Source organism: Halomonas sp. DP4Y7-1 (genome assembly GCF_019800705.1).
GTDB classification, from domain to species: domain Bacteria; phylum Pseudomonadota; class Gammaproteobacteria; order Pseudomonadales; family Halomonadaceae; genus Halomonas; species Halomonas litopenaei_A.
On record NZ_JAHVKS010000002.1, the window covers coordinates 164,244 to 186,438 of the forward strand.

A 22,195-nucleotide genomic window follows, 5' to 3' on the forward strand; every position below is an offset into this window, starting at 1 on the left:
GACCTTCAGCGGCGACGGGCACTGACCTCGGCACTTCTCAGCTTGATCGCCAGCTTGTCGAGAATGCTGTTGATGTACTTGTGCCCATCCGTCGCACCGAACGACTTGGCCAGCTCGACCCCTTCGTTGATGACCGCACGGTACGGCACCTCCAGGCGCCGCGACAGCTCATAGGCACCAAGGCGCAAGATGGCCAGCTCGATCGGATCGATGTCCTCGAGACGACGGTCGAGCAAGGGAGCGATGTCCGCGTCAAGCTCCTTGCGATAGCGAGCGACGTTGTGCAGCAGCTCATGGAACAGCGCCAGGTCGGCGATTTCCATCACCTTGAGCCAGTTCTCATGGGTTTCCAGGTCATCATCCGGCACCTGGCTGCGGAACTCGGCTTCCACCGCGCTGATCGATTTCTCGGTCATCTGCCACTGGTAGAGTCCCTGCACCGCCAGCTCGCGGGCGGCACGACGGGATTGCTGAGCCTTGGTCGGCGCACGCTGTTCACGGCTCATGCGGAGGTCTCCTCGCCATCATCACCAAAGTGGCGCAGCAGGGAGACCATTTCCATGGCGGCCATGGCCGCTTCGGTTCCCTTGTTGCCTGCCTTGGTACCGGCACGCTCGATGGCCTGCTCGATGGAGTTCACGGTCAGCACGCCATTCGCCACCGGCGTGTCAAAGTCGAGCTGAAGACGCGACAGGGCCGAGTTGCACTCGCCGGCCACGTGCTCGAAGTGAGGCGTGCCACCGCGGATGACGGCGCCCAGGGCGATCACCGCGTCGGGCTTGGCCACCTGCAACACCCGCTTGACGGCCAGAGGCAGTTCCCAGGCGCCGGGGACATGAACGATATCGATCATCTCCATGTCCACGCCATGGCGCACCAGGCTGTCCACAGCGCCTTCCACCAGAGAGTCCACCACATGGTGGTTGAAGCGGCCCACGACGATCACGTAGCGGCCCTGAACCTCGACAAAGCTGCCTTCGACTTGGGAGATAGGTTGCATCTTGAAATTTCCTGAATTCGCCGGCACCTGGCCGGCAGTCGGGGATAATCCCCTAATGGATAGCCGAATCCCCAGGTGATGCCTTGGAGCATCGCCTGGGAATCATCATGCGTCTAGATCAGTGGGCGACACGATGTCCACCACTTCCAGGTCAAAGCCTGACAGCGCCGAAAACTTCCAGGGGGAGCTAAGCAGGCGCATCTTGCCTACTCCAAGCTCGCGCAGGACCTGGGAGCCGGTGCCGATGGTCAGGTAGTTGCCCGACCCGTCCGACTCACTGCCGCGGGCAGTGCGGCGGCGCTCGAGAAAGACCTGTAGCAGGTCGTTGAGGTCCTGGCGGGAGCGCATGTCATCGAGTAGCACAAACACGCCGTGCTCGGCTCGCGCCACCTCTTCCAGCGCCTGATGCGCACGCCAGGATGCTTCTTCACCCTTGACCAGGCACATCAGGTCACGCATCTCGTTGGCCAGATGGACGCGCACCGTGGTCACGCCATCCGGTGTCGGGTGTCCCTTGACCAGCGCCAGATGGTGCACCTTGTGGATGCGGTCGGCAAAGACGTGGGCCGTCAGCTCGCCATAGGCAGTGCTGACCGGCAACCGCTCTACCTCTTCCACCGTCTGCTCGTTATGGATGCGGTAGTGGATCAGGTCGGCGATGGTGCCCATCTTGATGCCATGGGTCTCGGCAAAGCGCTCGAGCTCCGGCCGGCGGGCCATGGTGCCATCTTCGTTCATGATTTCACAGATCACACCGCTGGGGTCACACCCGGCAAGCGCCGCCAGATCACAGGCCGCCTCGGTGTGGCCGGCGCGCCGCAGCACGCCACCCGGCTCCGCCATCAGCGGAAAGATATGGCCCGGCTGAACGATATCCTCGGGGCGCGCATTGCGAGCGCTGGCCGCCTGCACGGTGCGTGCGCGATCCGCTGCAGAGATGCCGGTGCTGACGCCCTCGGCGGCCTCGATGGACAGGGTGAACTTGGTGCCGTAACCAGAACCGTTATCCTGCACCATCAGCGGAAGCTTGAGCTGCTCGCAACGCTCGCGGGTCATCGGCATGCAGATCAGGCCGCGAGCGTGAACCGCCATGAAATTGATGTGGCTGGCCTCCACCTTCTCGGCCGCCATGATGATGTCACCTTCGTTTTCCCGATCCTCATCATCCATCAAGATGACCATGCGGCCTTGACGGATATCCTCGACGAGTTCGGCAATAGGGGCCAGGCCCCCGCTGGAAGACTGCGACATGTGTGCTCCCTGGATCTGAAGTGGCCACACGGCGACGGCGGCCAGAAACGGCCGTCAGGGTACCGTGGGACGCGCCTGGGCGCCAGTGGCGGCGAATGAGAGGGTATGCGGCGAACCACGTAACCACGCGGGCACCTGCACCCGCCCCGTATCGGGGCGCTAGAATAATCAGGGCTCTAGGTGATCAGGGCTCGGTCATTTCCAGGGCGTTAGCTCAGCGCCCTGTGCAAGCAGGCAGCGCGGGGCGAGCCAAAATTCGCCAGTCCTGGCCCATGGCGCGAATATCGATGATCTCGAGCGGTCGCTGATGGGCCATCTGGTCAATCCCGCTCAATGACATCAGTCCACGGGCCTCGGGTCCAAGCAGCGTCGGCGCCATGTAGAGGCGCAGCTCATCCACCAGACAGGCATCCATCATGGCACCGGCAAGGGTCGCACCGGTTTCGACTAGCAGCTCGTTGCATCCTTCTTCGCGCCCCAGCCAGTCGAGCAGCATCGGCAGATCTACGCGACCGTCCTCGCCGGCCGGCATTTCCAGTACTCGTGCCCCGCTGCGCTCCAGCGCTTCCCGGCGAGGAGATTCGACGCCTTCGACGCAGACCACCAGGGTCTGACCGGGCTCGCTCAGACAGGCAGCCGCCAACGGCATGCGCAGACGCGAATCGACCACCACGCGCAGCGGCTGGCGACGGGCAATGGTGTCAGCCTGATCGAGCCCCAGTTGCTCGGCTCGCACCGTCAGTCGCGAGTTATCGAAGATGATGGAGTCGACGCCAGTCAGAATCGCGCAGCTCTGGGCACGCAGGCGCTGCACATCGCGGCGTGCCGCAGGGCCGGTGATCCACTGGGACTCGCCGGAGGCCATGGCGGTACGCCCATCGAGGCTCATGGCCAGCTTCAGGCGCACCCGCGGGCGCCCCTTGGTCATGCGCGATACGAAGCCCGCATTCAAGGTCAGCGCATCGTCCTCAAGACAACCGACCAGCACCTCGATGCCTGCCTCACGCAGCCTCTGGATGCCGCGCCCAGCGACCTGAGGGTTGGGGTCCTGCATGGCCACCACGACCCGGGCGACGCCCGCCTGGATCAAGGCATCGCAGCAGGGGCCGGTGCGACCATGATGCGAGCATGGCTCCAGCGTCACATAGGCGGTTGCACCACGGGAGCGATCACCGGCGCCGTTCAGCGCATGGATTTCCGCATGGGGCTCACCGGCACGCTCATGAAAGCCCTCGGCCAGCCACTCGCCGTCCTTGACCAATACGCAACCGACACGCGGATTCGGCATGCTGGTGTAGCGGCCATGCTCAGCCAGGCGAAGAGCCCTCGCCATCCAGTGGGCATCATGGCCAGGGGCTGACGCCGGAGGTGCATCGTCGCGGCTCATGAAGGCTCCTCGTTGTCGGGGGTGAAGCTCGGCTCCTGAGCCAACCGGTCAATCTCGGCACGAAACTCGTCGATGTCCTGAAATCTGCGATACACCGAGGCGAAGCGAATGTAAGCCACCTGGTCCAGGCGCTTGAGCGCGTTCATCACTTCCTCACCCACGACCCGCGCCTGGACCTCACGCTCCCCTCGGGCCCTCAGGTTCTGGCGTATGCGCTCCACCGCCGCTTCGATGGATTCCGCACTGACCGGGCGTTTTTCCAGAGCCCTCAGCATGCCCGCTCGCAGCTTGCTCTCGTCAAACACCTCACGGGAGCCATCGGCCTTGACGATCCGCGGCATCACCAGTTCGGCGGTCTCATAGGTAGTGAAGCGCTCCCCGCATCCCGCGCACTGCCGACGTCGACGCACCTGGTCGCCTTCGGCAACCAGCCGGGAATCGGTCACACGAGTCTCTTGAGCGCCACAGAAAGGGCAATGCATAGCGGGCAGTCCGGCAGGAGAAAATGTCGCCATAGTGTAACGGTTGCGGCCTTTTTCGCCCAGCGCAACCGTCCGCCAAGCCCTTTGCGCGATGCCAGTTGGCACGCCCTGTGCTTGATGTTGTGCATTATCCTGCCAATAAGTCGTCGGGCACAGGCGTAACCTCCCGCCTCGCCCGCCCAAGGAGGACGCCATGGCCCCACCACTCACAGCGATGGACGCAGACCGCTTCCAACAGCATGCCAAAGCCTTGCTGACACCTCTGTATGGAGAACGTAGCGAGGAAGTGCTGCGCCGCCTGCTGCGCCTGATCGAAGCGCAGGGCGCCCGTCTTTCGCACCGTCATGGTGCAAGAAACGAACTGTGGAGTGAAAAGGATCAATGGCTGATTCTGTACGGTGATTCGCTGATCGATGAGCACGAATCACGCCCGGACAGCGGTCAGGAGACGTCGCCCACACCTCCTCTGGCCGTGCTCGATGACTTTCTTCACAGCCGACTGGCTGGCGTGTTCAGCGGGGTGCACGTGCTGCCCTTCTTTCCCTGGAGCAGCGACGATGGCTTCTCGGTCATTCACTACCGCGAGGTCGACCCGGCCCTGGGCGAGTGGCGAGACATCAGGCGGCTGGCCAGCCGCCACGACCTGATGGTGGATCTGGTCTTGAATCATGTCTCAAGGGAGTCGCTGTGGTTTGCCGACTACCTGGGCGGCAACCTGCCCGGTCGCGACTACTTCATCGAGATGGACCCGGAAACGGATCTCAGCGACGTCGTACGGCCACGCAGTTCTCCACTGCTGGTACCGGTCAGTACCCGTCGGGGGGTACGCCATCTGTGGGCCACCTTCTCGGAGGACCAGATCGACCTGAACTTTGCCAACCCCGACGTGCTGATCGAATTCATCGGCATACTGCTGTTCTATCTTCAGCAGGGCGCGCGGATCGTGCGCCTGGACGCCGTCGCCTTCCTGTGGAAACGGCCCGGCACCCGTTGCATTCACCTTCCCGAAACCCACGCCGTGGTGCGTCTGCTGCGCGCCATCGTCGATCATGTGGCTCCCGGCACCTTGATCATCACCGAGACCAACGTGCCTCACGCCGAGAACATCAGCTACTTTGGCCTGGAGCGTGAGCACACACCACCGGATGAAGCCCATCTGGTCTATCAGTTCCCGCTGCCCCCACTGCTGCTGCATACCCTGACCAGCGGTGAGGCCGGCACCATCGCCCGCTGGCTCAACACGCTGCCCGAGCTTCCAGAGGGCTGCAGCTATCTCAACTTCACAGCCAGCCACGACGGCATCGGGGTACGACCGCTGGAAGGCTGGCTCGAGCAACACGAAATCGATGCTCTGGTTGGCTTGATGCAGCGCTTCGGTGGCTTTGTCAGCATGCGCCGCCAAAGCGACGGCAGTGACAGTCCCTACGAACTGAACATCACCTGGTTCGATGCCATGAGCGGCACCCGCCGAGGCCCCGACCCCTGGCAGGTCGAGCGCTTCTTGTTGAGTCAGCACCTGATGCTGGTCCTGAAGGGCATTCCCGGGGTCTACATTCACTGTCTGACGGCTACCCAGAATGACCATGATGGCGTCGAGCGCAGCGGGCGCCTGCGCTCCATCAACCGCAAGCGCTGGCAGCGCCAGGAACTGGGGATGCTGCTGGACAGCCGGCACACGCCGACCCGTGAGGTATTCGTCGCCCTCACGCGTCGCCTTGAACTGCGCCGCCGAGAGCCTTGCTTCCACCCCGACGCCGCTCAGACGGTGGTGCCAACCGCGCCACAATTGCTGGCCATTCAGCGTGGGCCGATTGCCAGCGGCCGTCGCCTGCTGGCGATCCATAATGTTACCGACCGCCCGCAACCTCTGGTCATGGCGGAACTCGAACGTCCTGGCTGGGAGGACCTGCTGGAGGGCGGCGAATGGCGCCATTGCGATACCCTGGCGCCCTATCGCTCACTATGGCTGGTGCGTCATGATTGAGCATTCAGGAAACACTGCATCACTGCCTGCACCAACGATTCGCTGCGTTGCGCGCCCCACCTGTAGCGCAAAGGCTCCGGCGCCTGCGCTGCGGGCGCCTGGCGCCGCTCGGCTGATGACTGCAGCGTTTCCTTTATCCGTAACCCCACCAACCGGGCCGGCCACCGAACTGACCTCTCATCCTGTTGTCCCAGCTGTTGTCACAGCACTGGCCGCCCTACCACCGGGATGATCAGGTCACCTCTGCGCGCCCCTCCGACAACGACATGCGAGCCCGAACACCGATGAGTCAGGACACCCCCCGCCGCCCCGATGCCCCATCGCGCCCGCGTTACCCGCGATCCTTCATGACCCTTGCTGCGGTGGCCTTCGGTCTGCTGCCGCTATCCAGCGTCGAAGCCAAGGATTACCCCGCGCCTATCGAGGCCCTCGAGAAAGAAGGCCTGGAAGTGCATGGAGAATTTGATGCCCCTGGAGGCCTGGAGGGCTACGCTGCCAGCCACCGAGGCCAGCCCATGACAATCTTCGTGACTGCCGATGGCGAGCACGCCATTGTCGGCAACCTGATTGACGGTGAGGCCAACAACCTGTCGGAAGAGCCGCTGGAGCGACTGGTGCAAGGACCTCAGGATGAAGCGGTGTGGCAGGACCTGGCTGACAGCGCCTGGATCGCTGATGGCGACCCGGACGCGCCGCGCACGGTATACGTCTTCACCGATCCCAACTGCCCATACTGCACCCGCCTGTGGCAGATGACCCGCCCCTTCGTGGAGAGCGGAGAGGTCCAGCTACGCCACGTCATGGTGGGCATACTGGATCCAGCGAGCCCACGCCAGGCGGTCACCATGCTGGCCGCGGACGACCCCTCTGCCGCCCTGGCCGCTCACGAAGGGGGTGATCCAATTACGCCGATGCGCCAGCTACCCCGCGACCTGGAACAGCGTCTACAGAGCAATCATGAGCTGTTCCGAGGCTTCGGTATGGTGGCCACCCCAGGCATGGTCTATCGCCATGATGGCAAGGTCGAAATGACTCAGGGACTGCCGGGACAGGCCCTGTTCGAGACCATCATGGGAAGCGCCAGCCCCTGAGGGGCTGGCACCACAGCGGATCAGCTTTGTCATCACCGGGGCCTTGCCATGGCGAGCCCCCGTGACAGGCACTCTCCCTCCTAGACATCTCCGGCGTTGTCGGCTTCCACCGCCTGATAAAGGCGCTGTGGAAGATCCGGCAGCGCCGCTCTTACCCTGTTCCAACTGGGAATGAAGGGCTTCTCCCGGGGGTTGTCGAGGAAAGCATTTCCCGCCTCGATCAGATTCGCCGCAAACAGCTCTACGGCCTGCTCTTCGGCGTGGCGATCGAGGCTCAGGCCATTCATGGTGGCATCGTGGTCGTAGGACTCGATCAAATCCAGAGCGAGTCGGTAGTAGGTCGCCTTCAGCGTGCGAAAACCCTCGGAGGAGAACCCCACCCCCTGCGTTGCCAGCTTGCGATACAGCGCCTTGGCAATATCCAGACTCATGCGGTTGAGCCCCGCACTGGCATCATCGGCAGAGACCGGCTGATGCTTATGATCGTAGACATCGGCAATGTCGACCTGACACAGACGGTTGGTCGAATGGTCACGGTGCACCTCGGACAGCACCCCGATCTCCAGTCCCCAGTCGGCGGGTATGCGCAGGTTGTCGAGCACCTCCGTGCGCATGGAAAACTCGCCTGACAGCGGGTAGCGATAGCTATCGAGATAGTCCAGATAAGGCAGCGGCCCGTGCATGATCTTCAGCGCCCGCAGCAGCGGCGTGACCAGTAGCCGGGACACCCGTCCGTTCAGCTTGCCTTCGGCGATGCGCGAGTAGTAGCCCTTGCAGAACGCGTAGTTGAAGCGTGGATGCGCCACGGGGTACATCAGTCTGGCCAGCAGCGAGCGGTCGTAGGTCAGAATATCGCAATCGTGCAGTCCCACCGCTGCTGTGCGCCCCGATGCCTGGACATAGCCCGCACAGAACCAGACGTTGCGCCCCTTGCCCGGCTGCTGTGGGGCAAGCCCCTCGGCAGACAGGTCTGCGTCGAGCTCGCGCAGGCGAGGTCCATCATTCCACAGGATGCGGTGGTGCTGAGGCAGGCGGGAGAAGAATTCCCGAGCACGCAGAAACTGATCGCGGTCGGCACGATCCAGGCCGATGACAATCTCGGACAAGTAGTCGGCACTCGACAAGGTCTCGACGATCGCATCCAGTGCCGGTCCTTCCAGTTCAGAATAGAGCGACGGCAGGATCAGCCCCAGCGGCCGCTGTCTGGCGAACTGCTCAAGGTCCGCCTCAAGCTCTTCGGCAGAACGACGGGTCAGGTTGTGAAAATCGGTAATGATGCCGTTCTGATGGAAATCGCTCATGCGTCGTCCTCTTTTCCGCCAAGATGGTGATGCTGATCGTCTGTCTGCACGCCCTGGTCACCCCTGGCCGCTGCCTCGAGGGCCTGAGGGTTCGCTCCCCAGCAATGGGCTACCCCTTCGGCCCAGCCCCGTGGCCCCATCGCTTCACTGCGGTAGAGGTTTGGCTGATCCGGCCGGACATCCAGACCATGCTGGCCGCGAATGACCACCGCGGCGTCGGTTGCCTCCAGCATGGCCACGTCATTGGGGCCGTCGCCCAGGGACAGGGTGGTCGGTCGTTTGCCCTTCAACGCCTCGTAGCGCGCACACAGCCAACGCACCGCCTGGCCCTTGTCGGTATCCCCCAGCACATGCCAGAAGCGTCCGCCACGGGTCATGCGCAGGCCATCGCCTGCCAGCCCTTCGCGAAAGCGTTGCAACAGCGCATCGTCGTCTTCCCACAGCAGCGGCTCGCTGCCTTCGCGCAGGCGCGCCAGGCGTGCCTCCTGTTCATCCAGGCCGGTGAACGCCACGACGTCCTCCAGTGCCATTTCACTCATGGTCAGAAAGCGCGCCGACAGACGCTCCCGCCAGATCGCCACGCGCCGACGAATCAGTCCGATATCGACACCCAGGGTGCGAATGACCAGGCCATCGGGGCCCACTGGACCCTCGCGCCTGGCATGGCACCAGCTGTCGGGCAGGGCGATGACCGCTCCGTTCTCGGCAATAAAGGGCTGATCAGCAAGTCCCAGCGCCTGGCGCAAGCCAAGCAGCTCACTGCGCGTCTTGCTGGTCACCGGAATCACCCCGACACCGGCCTTGCGCAGCGTCTCGAGCCACGGCTGGGCAGGCGCCCAATCGTAGTCATGGTGGTCAAGTAGAGAGCCATCCAGGTCGGTAAACAGAAGGCGGGGTTCAGCGCTGTCGCCCAGGCAGGGCGTGGCAGTGGCGTGCATGGCAGGGCCTTCGCATCAAAAGAGTTCACCTTGACTCATAGCAAGGGGTACGCCACCGCGTTTAGGAAGATAAAAAAAACAGTCACATGCAAAAACATGTGCACAACGAAGCATCCATCGAGGTCAGGACAGGTGCACGCCCAGGCACCAACATGGTGCAGCAGCACCCGGCAGGCTTGGCCGGCCCCCTGGATGAGCCTGCCGCCAGCATGAAAATGCCCCCACGAGCAGGGCTCATGGGGGCATTTCGTCGTGCAGGCTACGTCATCAGGCTACGGTTCCTGATGGTGCTTACCCTGCCGCTATCAGGCGTAAACCGGAAGACGAGCGCAGACTGCCTCGACCTTGGCTTTCACGTCCGCTTCAACGGCTTCGCTGGACTCACCGCTGGCCATGACATCGAGAATGTCGCAGATCCAGCCGGCCAGGTCGCCGCACTCGGCCTCGCCGAAACCGCGAGTGGTCACCGCCGGGGTGCCGATACGCAGGCCAGAGGTCACGAACGGGCTCTGGGGATCGCCAGGCACGGCGTTCTTGTTGACCGTGATATGAGCGCGGCCCAGAGCGGCATCCGCATCCTTGCCGGTCAAACCTTGCTTGATCAGGGAGAGCAGGAACAGGTGATCTTCGGTGCCACCGGACACCACATCGTAGCCGCGCTCGATAAACACCTTGGCCATCACCTGGGCGTTCTTGACCACCTGCTGCTGGTAGGTCTTGAACTCGGGCGCCATGGCTTCCTTGAAGCAGATCGCCTTGGCCGCGATCACGTGCTCGAGCGGCCCACCCTGGCCACCAGGGAAGACGGCGGACTGCAGCTTCTTCTCGATGTCGGCATCGTTCTCGGCGGACAGGATCAGGCCACCGCGGGGTCCGCGCAGCGTCTTGTGGGTAGTCGTGGTGACCACATGGGCGTGGGGCAGCGGAGTCGGGTAGACACCCGCCGCCACCAGACCCGCCACGTGGGCCATGTCGACCAGCAGGTAGGCGCCCACTTCGTCAGCGATCTTGCGGAACTGAGCCCAGTCGATGATCTGGGAGTAGGCAGAGAAGCCTGCGATGATCATCTTCGGCTGGTGCTCGCGGGCCAGACGTGCCACTTCTTCGTAGTCGATACGTCCGGACTCGTCGATGCCGTACTGAACGGCATTGTAATGCTTGCCGGAGAAGTTGGGACGTGCGCCGTGGGTCAGGTGGCCCCCAGCGTCCAGGCTCATGCCGAGGACGGTATCACCCGGCTTGACCAGCGCCTGGAAGACCGCGCCGTTGGCCTGGGAGCCGGAGTGCGGCTGAACGTTGGCGTAGCTGGCACCAAACAGCTCCTTGGCGTAGTCGATGGCCAGCTGCTCGACAATGTCGACGTACTCGCAGCCACCGTAGTAGCGCTTGCCGGGATAGCCTTCCGCGTACTTGTTGGTCAGCTGGCTACCCTGAGCCTCCATCACGCGGGGGCTGGCATAGTTCTCGGAGGCGATCAGTTCGATGTGGGCTTCCTGACGAGCCACTTCCTTTTGCATGGCATCGAACAGGGCATCATCGAAACCGGCAATCTGCATATCACGGCTGAACATCGGCGGCATAACCTCGCGGCAGGGGAAAGACGACAGAGAATCGTATAAATCGGGCCGCCATAATAGCGCAGCCCATGACCGCTTTCACATGAAAGACCGTCATGAGCTGTTCCATGATTTCTCATCTTGGGGTTAGTTTTACTGAACCACGCCTGAACAAGCCGGTTATTTGGACGCCGACGACGTGGCCGCCGTCGGCGCAGCGACTCATTCTTCCCTTGCGATGCGCCGCTTTACCGCGATTACTCCACCGTGACCTGCATCGACAGCGCGTCCGGCAGACCCATCGGGTCTTCCTTGGCCAGTTTCTGAATATGCTGGCTGGGCGGAAGCTCGGTGGTGATCTGCATGCTGCTGGCTTCGCCCGCCATCATCTTGACGATACCGCTGAGCACCGCCCCGATCTGGGGCCCCATCATGATGCCGAAGCCTTCCGCCTGGGTCCGGAACTGCTCAAGCAGCGCGTCCTCCGAGACTCCCTGGGTCGCCGCGATCACCGGGGCAATCCGTCCGAAGACGCCGAGATCACCGATATCGAGCGACACATCGCCGCCCTGCAGATCCAGCTCGGTCCAGTCGTTCAGGCCCGCGAAATAGGTCGCGGGGTCCTGGCCCTTGGGAAGATTGACGGGCAGGTCGCTATCGAAACCGATACGCAGGGCGTCACGGGCCGTCATGGTGAAGCGACTGGCCACCTGGCCATTGGATCCCTGTGCTTCCCAGGTGCCGTCCATGTCGGCATCCAGGGTCAACTGCCCGGTGCCTCCGGTCAGCACATTGGCGACCATGCGCAGCTGGGTGCGCTCATCCGCCGGCGCCAGCTCGATCATCTTCGCCAGGTCCAGGGCCAGTCCTTCCATGCGACCGCTGTAGGCCCCATCCGTCATGTCGCCATCCGCCACCAGGCTGGCCAAGGAGGCCACCACACGATCGGAATCCAGCGAGAAGTCGGACAGCTCAAGCGCGTCGACGGTCGGCGAATCGCCTTCCATTCCCTTCAAGCCGGTCAGGCTCAGCGACGGCAGGGCAAAGGTCCCGGTGCCCAGGTCTTCGTCCCCCTGGAACGCCCCCGTCAGGCCCGACAGCACCAGACTACCGATGGCATCCTGGCTGAGCTCAGTCGCTTCCAGACTGTCGATATTGATCTGTCCGGGAAATTCGCCCCAGGGCAGGTCCGCGCCCACCGATCCTTCGCTCTGGTCCATGACCAGGCCTTCCAGACGTAGCCCCGCCAGGGGATTGTCCTGGCCCCAGGGCAGTTCACGCAGGTCCAGAACCGCCTGACCGGGCTCCTCGAAGCTCAACCGGGTGAGGGTCATGCTCGCGCCACGGTCAATCAATTCCACCTCTTCCAGCACGACTTCGTCGGGCGACTCGTAGTCACCTTCGACCAGATAGCGAGCAACACTGAGCCGCTCTCCATCAGGGCCCGTCAACACCAGATCCTCGGCGCTGGTGGTGCTACCGAAGAGTTCATCGGACACGTCACCGATCTCCAGCGTGCCCTCGCCTCCCAGCATCGTCTTGAGGTCCGCTTCAAGACGTTCGGCATCGGCCTGCGCCATACCGGACCCCAGCGCCAGCAGCAGCGCAAGTGGCGCCCCATGGCGCGGTTGAATCAGATACTTCATCGAGGTTCACCTCCCCTGTGAATTCGGTTATCAGCCTTTCAGCCATCTCAACAATTGGCTGTCGCAACGTCTGTGTCGTCCGACCGGTCCATCCGTCCGGTCGCCAGCAAGATGGGCCTGAGTGAATCACTGTAGCCTGTCGTCATGACCGCCGACAGCCTTGTTATGACGCCAGCCCCTGACGCCACACTGCTATCACACCACTCTTACACCTCTCGACGACACCTCTCGACCGACTCAGGCACCGTCACTGTGGTACCCGGTAGACCCGAAGGGATAATCATGCCAAGGGCAGCCTTGCGGCAAGCCGCCGACTGACTTCCTGGATCACCTCCAGCCGCGCCCTGCGCTTGTCATTGGCGTCGATCAGCGTCCACTCGGCACCGGGCACATGAGTCTGGCTGAACATCTCGTCGATCGCCTGCTGGTAATCGTCCCACCGCTCGCGGTTACGCCAGTCCTCATCGGTCAACTTGTGGCGCTTGTGGGGCGTGGCGGCGCGAGCCTCGAAGCGGGCCAGTTGCTCATCCTTGTCGATGGCAAGGAACAGCTTGACCACTACCGCCCCATGCTCCAGCAGACGCGCCTCGAACTGGCGTATTTCTTCGTAGCCTCTACGCCAGTCATCTTCCACGGCCAGGCCCTCCACCCGCTCGACCAGCACGCGGCCGTACCAGGAGCGGTCGAACACCGCGACCCTGCCATCCCTGGGGAGTCGCTGCCAGAAGCGCCATTGCCAGGGATGCAGCAACTCTTCCTCGGTCGGTGCCGCGATCTGGTGCACCTGATAGAGCCGGGCATCCAGGGCAGACGTCAGGCGGTGAATGCCACCGCCCTTGCCTGCCGCATCGTGGCCTTCGAACATGACCACCAGCGGGACTCGCTGGCGCGCGGCGCTGCGGGCCAGTTCCGCCAGGCGGGCCTGAGACTCGGACAGGCGTTCAACATAGTCGCGCTTCTTTAGCCGCTCAGGTGCTTCTCGCTGCACCAGCGCCGCCAGGGTGGGAGGCTGAACCGCCTCCAGCGCCGGTGACGACTCCGCTTCCAGGGCGGGAGGAGGCGTTGTCATGACGTTCTCGAGAAGCTTGGCCACCTGGGGCAGCAGCGAGTCGCCAGAACTGGCGTCCAGCTCAATCCAGGGGCTGTGGCGGCGGTGGGTGCGCTTGCGCAGGTCCCGCGCCAATTCATCCAGCAGCCCGTGCTGAGCATGTCGCCGCCACTTGTCTTCGGTGACCTGCCAGCGAGTCGCCGGGTCTGCCGCCAGCATCTCGAGCCGTCGGCGTTGACTCTCGGCGTCGATCTGCAGCCACAGCTTGACCAGCTGCACCCCATCGGCCGCGAGCTCGGCTTCGAACTGGCGCATCTGCTCGATACGGTCACTGTAAGCGCCTTCGCCCAGCGCCCTGGAAGCCCGCGCGAGGACCGCGTCGCCAACCCAGCCGTGCACGAACACCCCCAGCCGTCCGCGCGTCGGCAGGCGATGCCAGAAGCGCCACCAGTAGGGACGACAGCGCTCCTCGTCTCCTGGCGCCAGGGCGTGCACCTCCGTCAGCCGGTTCTCCAGCCAGTGGTTGAGCTGATTGATCAGCTCGCCCTTGCCGGTCGCCGCATGTCCCGCAACCAGTACCAACACCGCCCGATCCGCCTGCTGAGCCAGGGTCAGTTGCGCAGACAGCAGGCCGAAGCGCAGCCGCTCTTCGGCCGACATCTTGTTGCTGCCCTGTCGTTTGTCCGGCTTGGCGCGCTTGCGCTTTACGCTCGCCCCTGAAGCGCTCTGCATACCATCGCCACTGGCTCCCTTCTCGGTCGTTCCCTGCGCAGACTTGCCCATGTTCACTCCTTCGCGGCGGTCGCGACCGCTGCGCTGATGTCGCTTGTCCAGGAACCACTGTGCGCCCTGCCCTGCTCGACAGCTACTCAGCGCTTCCCAACAGCCCAAGGCTTGCCGCAGGCGCTTGGCGCCGCAGGCCTCGAGACAACAGGTGCCCTACCGCCCCCAGGATCAACGCGCCAGACAACGGCACCACCAACCAGATCCATAGATGAAAGCGGGGAGGAAGGTCCAACCACAGCAGGTATAACGCCGCAGTGGCGACCTCGGCCAGCAGTGAGGCCATCAGTCCACTGGCCAAGCCCAGAACGGCAAACTCGGACCACTGCACGCGGTCCAGCAGCCGTCGTCCCGCACCAAACACGCGCAGTAGTCCACTTTCGTGGGCCCTTACCGGCTGACTGGCAATCAGAGCGGCATAGAGCACGCTAACCCCCGCCAGCAGCACGAACGCCAATACCACCTCGACGGCGCGAGTCACCTGTCCCAGCACGTCGCGCACCTGGCCCAGCAGCGCATCCACATCCAGCAAGGTCACGCCGGGAAAGGACGCCACCAGCTGCCCCAGGTCAGCCTTGCGATCCGCCTCCAGATAGAAGGCGGTGATGAAGCTGTGTCCGAAACGCTCCAGCACTCCCGGCGGGAAGATCACATAGAAGTTGGGCTTGAAGCTGTCCCAATCGAGATCACGAAGGCTGGTGATTTCTCCGACCAGGGTGTCGGCCCCGATACTGAAACTGAGTCGATCCCCAAGCGTTAGCCCCAGGCGCTCTGCCAGCTCACGTTCCACAGAAATGGGGGCTGTCACTGTCTCGGGAGACGACGCGGCTGGCTCAGCGTCCACCTGCGACAGCCAGTCATCTGCGTTGGCTGACGCGGCGAACCACTCACCAGCCACCAGCCGATTGCCGCTTGGCAGCGACGCTCGCCAGGTCAGGTTAAGCTCCCGGCGCAGCGCATTCTCTCCCTGAGCGTCGGCGGGGACGGCCTGCCGCGGGGGCTCGCCATTGATTGCCGTGATTCTTCCTCTGACCATGGGATAGAGGTCACTGGTGGTCTGGGCAATATCACCAAGCTGTCGTTCGAAGGCATCTCGCTCGGTCGGCTGGATATTGATCGCAAAGTGGTTGGGCGTGTCGTCGGGCAGTTGGGCCTGCCAGGTGGTCAGCAGATCCCCTCGCACCAGAGCAATCATGGTCATGGCAAAGAAGGTGACCGCGAAGGCGAGCATCTGTCCAAGACTCGCGGTGCGGCGACGGGCCAGCTGGCGGGCGCCGAGACGCAGGGCATTGGCGACGCTGTCAGGTCGGCCATGTTGCCACCGGGAGACGAGCTTCAGCACTCCGTCAAGTATCAGCCCGGCCAACCCCCACAGCAGCGCCAGTGCCAGCATTCCGCCCACCAGCAGTCCTGCCGCCAGTCCCAGACTGCCAGAATACAGCCACAGCAATCCGCCAAAGGCCAGCGCTGCCGCCCCCAGCAGGGTCCAGCCGGAGGCCGGCAAGGGGTCAAGCTCACGCCGCAGGACCTTGAGTGCACTGACACGCTTCAATCGCAGCAGCGTCGGCCCGGCGAAGCCCGCCAGCACCGCGACGGCGGTCAAGATGCCAAGCCATAGCGGCAAGATGCCAGGAGGAGGCAGCTCCAGCGGCAGAAAGCGTTGCATCAAGGCGAGTAGCGCCGCCTGGCCTGCCAACCCCAACGCTGCTCCCAACGTACTGGCGACAACAGCCAAGCCCGCCAGCTGCAGCGCAAAGACACGGGTCAGGTCCTGCTGCGACGCGCCGAAGCAGCGCAGCAACGCGGCGGTATCCAGGTGTCGGTCCACATAGCGACGGGTGGCCATGGCAACCGCCACGCCAGCCAGCAGGACAGCAGCAAGGCCGGCCAGGCTGAGGTAGGTCTCCGCCCGCTCCAGGGCCGAGCCAAGACGCGGTCGATCCACCCGCACATCGCGCACCTCGACACCTTCGGCGCGAAGCTGCGCCAGCCAACCGGACAGGGAGGCCACTGCATCAGGCGAACCGGCCGCCAGAATTTCGTACTCGATACGTGAGCCTGGCTGAATCAGGCCGGTGGACTCGACGTCATCGACGTGCATCATCACCCGGGGATTGAAACTGCCGAACCCGGCGGACTGGTCGGCCTCGCGTTCGATCCAGCCAGATACGCGAAAGCTCCCCTGCCCCAGGTCCAGCTGGTCGCCAAGTTCGATATCGAGCAGGGTTTCGAGCCTGGGGGCCAGCCACACCTCACCCGGAGCCGGGCCCGTGGTCAGTTCCTCGGTACCCTGCCCCTGGTCGACCCGTGACGCCCCGTAGAGGGGGTAATCCTGATCAACGGCCTTGATACTGACGGGCTGAAAGGCACCGTCACGACTGGCCATGGAGACCAGGTCGACCTGGTCACTCAGCGTCATTCCTGCCGTTTCGAGGCGCTGACGCACCTCAGCGGTAAAGGGATCGGACTGCTCAAGCACCACGTCCCCGCCCATCATCTGGCTGGCCTGGCGGGTCAGGCCTCGCTCGAGACGATCGAGAAAGAAGCCCATCATGGTGGAGGCAGCCACCGCCAGGGTGAGTGCCACCAGCAGCGCGCGCACGTCCCCGGCCCGCAGATCACGCCGCAGCGAGCGCAGTGCCATCAGACACTGCCGCATGAACACCCGGGCATGACGGCTTCCCATCCCCTCGGCGGCTGACGCCGATGCTGTGCTGCTTGGCGGGTGGGAGCCTGCGCTCATGACGACACCTCCGCGGCGGGACCCAGCTGCGACAGGGGCATGTCGACCAGCTTGCCGGAGGCCAGCTGCAGGCAGCGATCGCAGCGCCGTGCCAGGGCATGATCATGGGTGACCAGCACCAGCGTGGTTCGCTCGGAACGGTTGAGCTCAAACAGGGTCTGAATGATGCGCTCCCCGGTCTCGGGGTCCAGATTTCCCGTGGGCTCGTCCGCAAAGACCAGCTCGGGCCCAGTCACAAAGGCGCGCGCCAGGGCGACACGCTGCTGCTCGCCACCGGACAGCTGCTTGGGCAGGTGAGCAAGCCGCTCACCCAGGCCAACCCGCTCGAGCCACTGGCGGGCACGCTGCTCGGGGCGATCCAGCGGGGTTAGCTCGGTAGGCAGCAACACGTTTTCCAGCGCGGTCAGGGTCGGCAACAGCTGAAAGTTCTGGAACACGAAACCGACCCGGCCGTTGCGCAGCGCCGCTCGGCCGTCTTCATCGAGAGCGGTCAGTGACGTACCGAACATGTCGAGCTCGCCAGCACTGGGCGTATCGAGACCGGCGAGCAGCGCCAGCAGCGTCGACTTGCCGGCACCGCTTTGCCCGAGAATGGCCAGGCTTTCCCCGGGCTGTACCTCAAGCTCCAGGTCGCGCAGGATAGTCAGTTCGCGACTGCCGCTGGCGACATGCTTGGACAGGCCACGCGCCAGAAGGACCGGAGCAGCAGCAGAGTTGACGGATTCACACGTAGGAGACAGCGACATGGTGATAGCAATTCCTCGGACGATGGCAAGAATAGGAGCGTCGTTCGCCGGCTCTTGCGTGAGGGCCACCAGGCGTAGGTGGCTGCCGGTCTTGTCGGGACTTGTGCTGGCGCTGCCCCTGTCGGGGGCACTATGGGCCCAGTCTGACACAGCACCACCGACTCTGCTGGTGGTCGGCGACAGCCTTAGCGCCGCCTACGGCATAGAGCGCGAAGAAGGCTGGGTGGCCTTGCTGGCACAACGCCTCGATCAACGCGCCGATGTCGTCAATGCCAGTATCAGCGGCGAGACCACCAGCGGTGGCGCCACGCGTCTGCCCGAACTTCTGCGACAGCATGACCCGGATTTGGTTCTGCTGGAGCTGGGCGGCAACGACGGCCTGCGAGGCCTGCCCCCGGCCCAGATGTCCGCCAATCTCGAGAGCATGATTGAACGTAGCCAACAGTCTGGGGCCGAGGTCCTGCTGCTGGGTATCGACATTCCCCCCAACTACGGTGATGCCTATCGTGAGGCCTTTACCGGTGTGTTCAGGGAGCTGTCGCAGCGTCATCAGGTGCCTCTGGTCCCATTCCTGCTCGAGGGGGTGGCGCTGACACCGGAACTGATGCAGGACGACGGCATTCACCCCAGCGCAGAGGCGCAGCCCATCATGCTCGACAACGTCTGGCCGGCCCTGTCACCGTTGCTGGATGGCGCCGCCACGACCAGCGAAGCGGGCGACCCGGCGTCAGCGGAGACCTCATAGGCCAGTCCGGCATCAACGCCAGCGCAGGCGAATCGCTGCCTTGCCTCACTCGCTGTCTTGCCTCACTCATTGGCAGTGGCGACCGCTGGCGCCTTCTGCCACTGCTGCAGGCCGAGCCCTCCCAGAATCAGCACCAGCCCCAACAGGGTCGACGCCTGGATAGGCTCTCCGACCACCAGGTACAGCAGCATCAGCGATACTGGCGGCGACAGAAAGATCAAGTTGGACACCTTGGCCGTGCGCGAGACCCGCTGTATGGCCGCCTGCCACAGGACGAAGGCAATCCCCATCTCGAACAGGCCCACGTAGATGCCGGCGGCGAAAGACACCGTGCCATGCCATTGCATCCCTGGTCCCAGCACCAGCAGCACGGTCAGCACCGGCACCCCAACACTGAAGTTCTGCCATTGCGCCACCAGCGGAGGACGCTGATCGCGAGCATTGAGCAGCCAGTAAAGGGCCCAGATCAGGGTTGAGGCCAGCGCCAGCGCGACCCCCAGGGGGTCGGCAAAATCCACATTGAATACCTGGCCGCGGGTGGCAATCACCCACACGCCGGCGTAGGCCACGAGTCCGGCTACCATGTCCATGCGGGTCAGGCGCTGCTTGAGGATCGGCACCGCCAGCAGCGCCATGGCCAGCGCCCAGGTGTAGTTGAGCGCCATGGCTTCCTGGCCGGGCAGTCGGTCATAGGCGGCGAACAGCACCAGGTAATAGGCCACCGGGTTCATCAGTCCTGCCCAAAGCGCCGTCTTCCAGCCCCTCTTCAGCGCGTGGCGAAGCTGACCGCGATAGATCACCAGCCCCCCCATCAGCGCCCAGGACACCAGCGCCGCCAGCCACATCAATTCCAGCGGGCTCATGTGCGTCAAGGCCAGCTTGAAGGCAGTGGCCACGGTGGACCACAGCGCTACGGCGCCCAGCCCAAAGGCCATCGCCTGTCGATCAGAAGTCATTGCAGTTCCTTGCATCATGGCGCAGCAGTGGCAGCGACAGCGGGACTACGCAAGATCACACGCAAGATCACACGCGAGACCACACGCGAGACCACGCTGATCGCACAGCATTCACAGCAGCAGGCCGGTTTCCCATGGCCTTCGGTGATTAGGCGGGGGCGCACCCGCGCCCCCCCTGCTAGCGGTCGATATGTCCCAGGTCGCGCCCTGGGGCGATGGCATCCCGAACACGCTGTTTCAGCGACTTGATATCCGGGAAGCCGCCATCTTGCTTGCGCTCCCAGATTACCTCGTCATCAACATGGATCTCGAACTGCCCCCCATGAGACGGCACCAGGGTGACTTCTGCCAACTCCTCGCCAAAGGTGGACAGCAACTCCTGAGCGTACCAGCCGCTACGCAAAAGCCACTGACATTGCGTACAGTAGATAATTCGGATTCGTGCCAAGTTCAGTCTCCCTGTTCAAGCACGTGGATACCTTTAGCATCTTATCAGCCAGGAACCCTCACATGGCCATAGGCGAGACCCAGACCCGACTCTACGAATGGCTGACCGGCGACGAGGACAGCCGGCTGTGCAAGGACATCCCCGACAGCGCCTGCAACGAACAGCCCCGCAACTTCTTCCTGCACCTGTTCGCCGCTCTCGGCAACAAGCTGGCCGACGAGCTGTCCAGCGCACGTCTGGTACTGCCCTGGCTGCTGGGCGCGATTGGCGCGCCGACCTGGATGGTCGGCCTGCTGGTGCCCATCCGCGAAGCGGGCGCCCTGCTGCCCCAACTGTTTGTGGCTGGCTTCATTCGCCTCAAACCCCAGCGCAAGTGGGTGTGGGTGGTCGGGGGCTTGCTGCAGGCGATCGCCGCCGCCGTCCTCGCGGGACTGGCACTGTGGGGGTCCGGCAGCCTGGGCGGCAGTCTGGTGCTGCTGACCCTGATCGTGCTGTCGCTGGCCAGGGGGCTCTCCTCCATCGCTACCAAGGATGTGCTGGGCAAGACCATTTCCAAGCAGCGGCGCGGCACGTTGATGGGCTGGAGCGGAAGCGTAGCGGGCGCAGTGACACTGGCAGCGGGTGGGGTGCTGGTCCTGTTCGATGACCGGCCAGGTCAGCTGGCCCTGGCCATTCTGCTCAGCGTCGCTGCACTTGGCTGGACGCTCAACGCCTTGTGCGCGGCGGCCATCGAGGAAGCCGAAGGGGCCACCGACGGCGGCGACAGCGTCTGGCACTCGATCAAGACCGGGGTAGCGCTGATGCGTGACGACGTCGCCTTCCGGCACTTCAACCTGACTCGGGCATTGCTGCTGTCCAGCGCCCTGGCACTGCCCTATGTCGCGCTCATGGCCCAGAACAATGGCAGCGCCGAGCTGGGTGGCCTGGGCCTGCTGATCCTGGTATCCGGTGTCGCCGGTATGGTCGCGAGCCCCATCTGGGGCAAGCGATCCGACGCTTCCAGCAGAACCGTCATGCGCGATGGCGCCATCGGCACCACACTCTGCTGTCTGCTGGGCGCGGGGCTGGCCTGGGCACCGGCGGCCGTTGCCGCCAGTACCTGGCCCTATGCCCTGGTCTACGGACTGCTGGTCATCGTCCACTCCGGTATTCGGCTCGGCCGCAAGACCTACGTGGTAGACATGGCTGGCGCCGATGACCGGGCACTGTACGTGGCACTCTCCAACACCATCACCGGTGTTCTGATGCTGGCCGTCGGTGCGTTCATCGGCGGCCTGGCCCAGTGGCTCGGCACGGGGCCATTGATGCTGGTACTGGCAGCCACGGCAGGCCTTGCGGCGTTAAGTGCACGCAGGCTCCCTGAAGTCGAGGAGTGACGAGGGGTTGCTTTGCTCTGGGTGACCCACAAGATGTCTTCGACAGACATTGATTTAAATGACATGCATCCCCATGCTAGGGACCCAACTATGCTGAAAGTGACACCACTTCCCTCGGCCTTCCGGGTGAAGCCCCCGTGCAGCCTTTAACAGGACGTCCCATGAAACGACCCAGCATGATCGACCCGGAACTGCTTGAACGCATCATCAATGCCTCTGAGGACGGGATCGTGGTGGCCGAAAAGGAAGGCGACGAACACATCCTGATCTACGTCAATCAGGGCTTTGAGCGTCTTACCGGCTACAGCGCAGACGAGATTCTCTACCGCGACTGCCGCTTCCTGCAGAATGACGATACCGACCAGCCTGGCCTCGATGCGGTCCGCGAGGCGCTGCGCGAGCTGCGCCCCTGCCGGGAAGTCCTGCGCAACTACAAGAAGGATGGCACCCTCTTCTATAACGAACTCTCATTGACCCCCGTCTTCGATGAAAGCGACGAACTGGTCTACTTCATCGGGGTCCAGAAGGACGTCTCGGAGCGCGTTGCAGATCACGAGGAGCTGGGACGCCTACGTTCAGCCGCCAGCGGCGCCTGACAGCCCATTGCTCTTCCCCTCTTGCACTTTTCTCGATTCGCGCTTATATAGCCAACAGAATCCAAGGATTCTGTTGGCGCTTTCCGGGTACCGGAAGCATGGAGTGATATGACGCGCC

19 protein-coding genes are annotated in these 22,195 nt (G+C 63.7%); 5 read left to right on the forward strand and 14 right to left on the reverse strand.

The window, feature by feature from the left end; all coding sequences use genetic code 11:
- Positions 1-5 precede the first annotated feature (5 nt).
- From nusB to nrdR, 5 genes are all read right to left on the reverse strand, one after another.
- Positions 6-506 carry a transcription antitermination factor NusB gene (gene nusB / locus KUV72_RS04285; RefSeq protein WP_206941158.1) on the reverse strand — a complete coding sequence of 167 codons (501 nt, stop codon included), beginning with the start codon at positions 504-506 and terminating at the stop codon, positions 6-8.
- Positions 503-1,000, reverse strand: a complete 498-nt coding sequence (ribE, locus tag KUV72_RS04290) for a 6,7-dimethyl-8-ribityllumazine synthase (RefSeq protein WP_206941160.1) — start codon at positions 998-1,000, stop codon at positions 503-505. Before ribE ends, nusB begins: the two co-directional genes overlap by 4 nt.
- A 105-nt stretch (positions 1,001-1,105) precedes the next feature.
- Positions 1,106-2,251, reverse strand: coding sequence for a bifunctional 3,4-dihydroxy-2-butanone-4-phosphate synthase/GTP cyclohydrolase II (gene ribBA, locus KUV72_RS04295; protein WP_206941162.1), 1,146 nt, complete (start codon positions 2,249-2,251; stop codon positions 1,106-1,108).
- A gap of 214 nt (positions 2,252-2,465) precedes the next feature.
- On the reverse strand, positions 2,466-3,638 hold the full coding sequence (gene ribD / locus KUV72_RS04300) for a bifunctional diaminohydroxyphosphoribosylaminopyrimidine deaminase/5-amino-6-(5-phosphoribosylamino)uracil reductase RibD (RefSeq protein ID WP_222237560.1): 1,173 nt from the start codon (positions 3,636-3,638) through the stop codon (positions 2,466-2,468).
- Positions 3,635-4,120: a transcriptional regulator NrdR gene (nrdR, locus tag KUV72_RS04305; protein ID WP_222237561.1), complete on the reverse strand. Its 486-nt coding sequence runs from the start codon at positions 4,118-4,120 to the stop codon at positions 3,635-3,637. Before nrdR ends, ribD begins: the two co-directional genes overlap by 4 nt.
- A gap of 193 nt (positions 4,121-4,313) precedes the next feature.
- On the opposite strand from nrdR, the gene KUV72_RS04310 reads away from it, so the two are divergent.
- Both KUV72_RS04310 and dsbG read left to right on the forward strand, forming a co-directional pair.
- Complete coding sequence (locus KUV72_RS04310; protein ID WP_261317347.1) at positions 4,314-6,104, forward strand: sugar phosphorylase; 1,791 nt, start codon at positions 4,314-4,316, stop codon at positions 6,102-6,104.
- Between the two features lie 284 nt (positions 6,105-6,388).
- Positions 6,389-7,195: a thiol:disulfide interchange protein DsbG gene (dsbG, locus tag KUV72_RS04315; protein WP_224851991.1), complete on the forward strand. Its 807-nt coding sequence runs from the start codon at positions 6,389-6,391 to the stop codon at positions 7,193-7,195.
- A gap of 80 nt (positions 7,196-7,275) precedes the next feature.
- On the opposite strand, the gene KUV72_RS04320 is transcribed toward dsbG, so the two are convergent.
- The 7 genes from KUV72_RS04320 to KUV72_RS04350 form a co-directional block, all read right to left on the reverse strand.
- Positions 7,276-8,496, reverse strand: a complete 1,221-nt coding sequence (locus tag KUV72_RS04320; RefSeq protein ID WP_222162790.1) for a glycosyl transferase — start codon at positions 8,494-8,496, stop codon at positions 7,276-7,278.
- Positions 8,493-9,434, reverse strand: a complete 942-nt coding sequence (locus KUV72_RS04325; RefSeq protein WP_222237562.1) for an HAD-IIB family hydrolase — start codon at positions 9,432-9,434, stop codon at positions 8,493-8,495. The genes KUV72_RS04320 and KUV72_RS04325 overlap by 4 nt, the downstream gene beginning before the upstream one ends.
- A gap of 305 nt (positions 9,435-9,739) precedes the next feature.
- The gene (glyA, locus tag KUV72_RS04330; protein ID WP_206941179.1) at positions 9,740-11,005 is read right to left on the reverse strand and encodes a serine hydroxymethyltransferase; all 1,266 of its coding nucleotides are present in this window, start codon (positions 11,003-11,005) and stop codon (positions 9,740-9,742) included.
- A 242-nt stretch (positions 11,006-11,247) separates the two neighbouring features.
- Positions 11,248-12,636 carry a hypothetical protein gene (locus tag KUV72_RS04335; RefSeq protein ID WP_206941181.1) on the reverse strand — a complete coding sequence of 463 codons (1,389 nt, stop codon included), beginning with the start codon at positions 12,634-12,636 and terminating at the stop codon, positions 11,248-11,250.
- 280 nt (positions 12,637-12,916) lie between these two features.
- On the reverse strand, positions 12,917-14,467 hold the full coding sequence (locus KUV72_RS04340; RefSeq protein WP_222237563.1) for a polyphosphate kinase: 1,551 nt from the start codon (positions 14,465-14,467) through the stop codon (positions 12,917-12,919).
- Positions 14,468-14,549: 82 nt separating this feature from the next.
- Positions 14,550-17,126 carry an ABC transporter permease gene (locus KUV72_RS04345; RefSeq protein WP_222237789.1) on the reverse strand — a complete coding sequence of 859 codons (2,577 nt, stop codon included), beginning with the start codon at positions 17,124-17,126 and terminating at the stop codon, positions 14,550-14,552.
- An 80-nt stretch (positions 17,127-17,206) separates the two neighbouring features.
- The gene (locus tag KUV72_RS04350; protein ID WP_222237564.1) at positions 17,207-17,956 is read right to left on the reverse strand and encodes an ABC transporter ATP-binding protein; all 750 of its coding nucleotides are present in this window, start codon (positions 17,954-17,956) and stop codon (positions 17,207-17,209) included.
- Positions 17,957-18,047: 91 nt separating this feature from the next.
- On the opposite strand from KUV72_RS04350, the gene KUV72_RS04355 reads away from it, so the two are divergent.
- Positions 18,048-18,701 carry an arylesterase gene (locus KUV72_RS04355; protein WP_315857852.1) on the forward strand — a complete coding sequence of 218 codons (654 nt, stop codon included), beginning with the start codon at positions 18,048-18,050 and terminating at the stop codon, positions 18,699-18,701.
- A gap of 62 nt (positions 18,702-18,763) precedes the next feature.
- Here KUV72_RS04355 and KUV72_RS04360 read toward each other — a convergent pair whose 3' ends face one another.
- A complete protein-coding gene (locus KUV72_RS04360) occupies positions 18,764-19,657 on the reverse strand; it encodes a DMT family transporter (RefSeq protein WP_222237565.1) in 894 nt (297 codons plus the stop codon).
- A gap of 178 nt (positions 19,658-19,835) precedes the next feature.
- Positions 19,836-20,105, reverse strand: coding sequence for a SelT/SelW/SelH family protein (locus KUV72_RS04365; RefSeq protein ID WP_206941189.1), 270 nt, complete (start codon positions 20,103-20,105; stop codon positions 19,836-19,838).
- 62 nt (positions 20,106-20,167) lie between these two features.
- Between KUV72_RS04365 and KUV72_RS04370 the strand changes: the two genes are divergently transcribed.
- Both KUV72_RS04370 and KUV72_RS04375 read left to right on the forward strand, forming a co-directional pair.
- A complete protein-coding gene (locus KUV72_RS04370; RefSeq protein ID WP_222237566.1) occupies positions 20,168-21,481 on the forward strand; it encodes an MFS transporter in 1,314 nt (437 codons plus the stop codon).
- A 161-nt stretch (positions 21,482-21,642) separates the two neighbouring features.
- On the forward strand, positions 21,643-22,077 hold the full coding sequence (locus KUV72_RS04375; RefSeq protein WP_206941193.1) for a PAS domain-containing protein: 435 nt from the start codon (positions 21,643-21,645) through the stop codon (positions 22,075-22,077).
- Positions 22,078-22,195 lie beyond the last annotated feature (118 nt).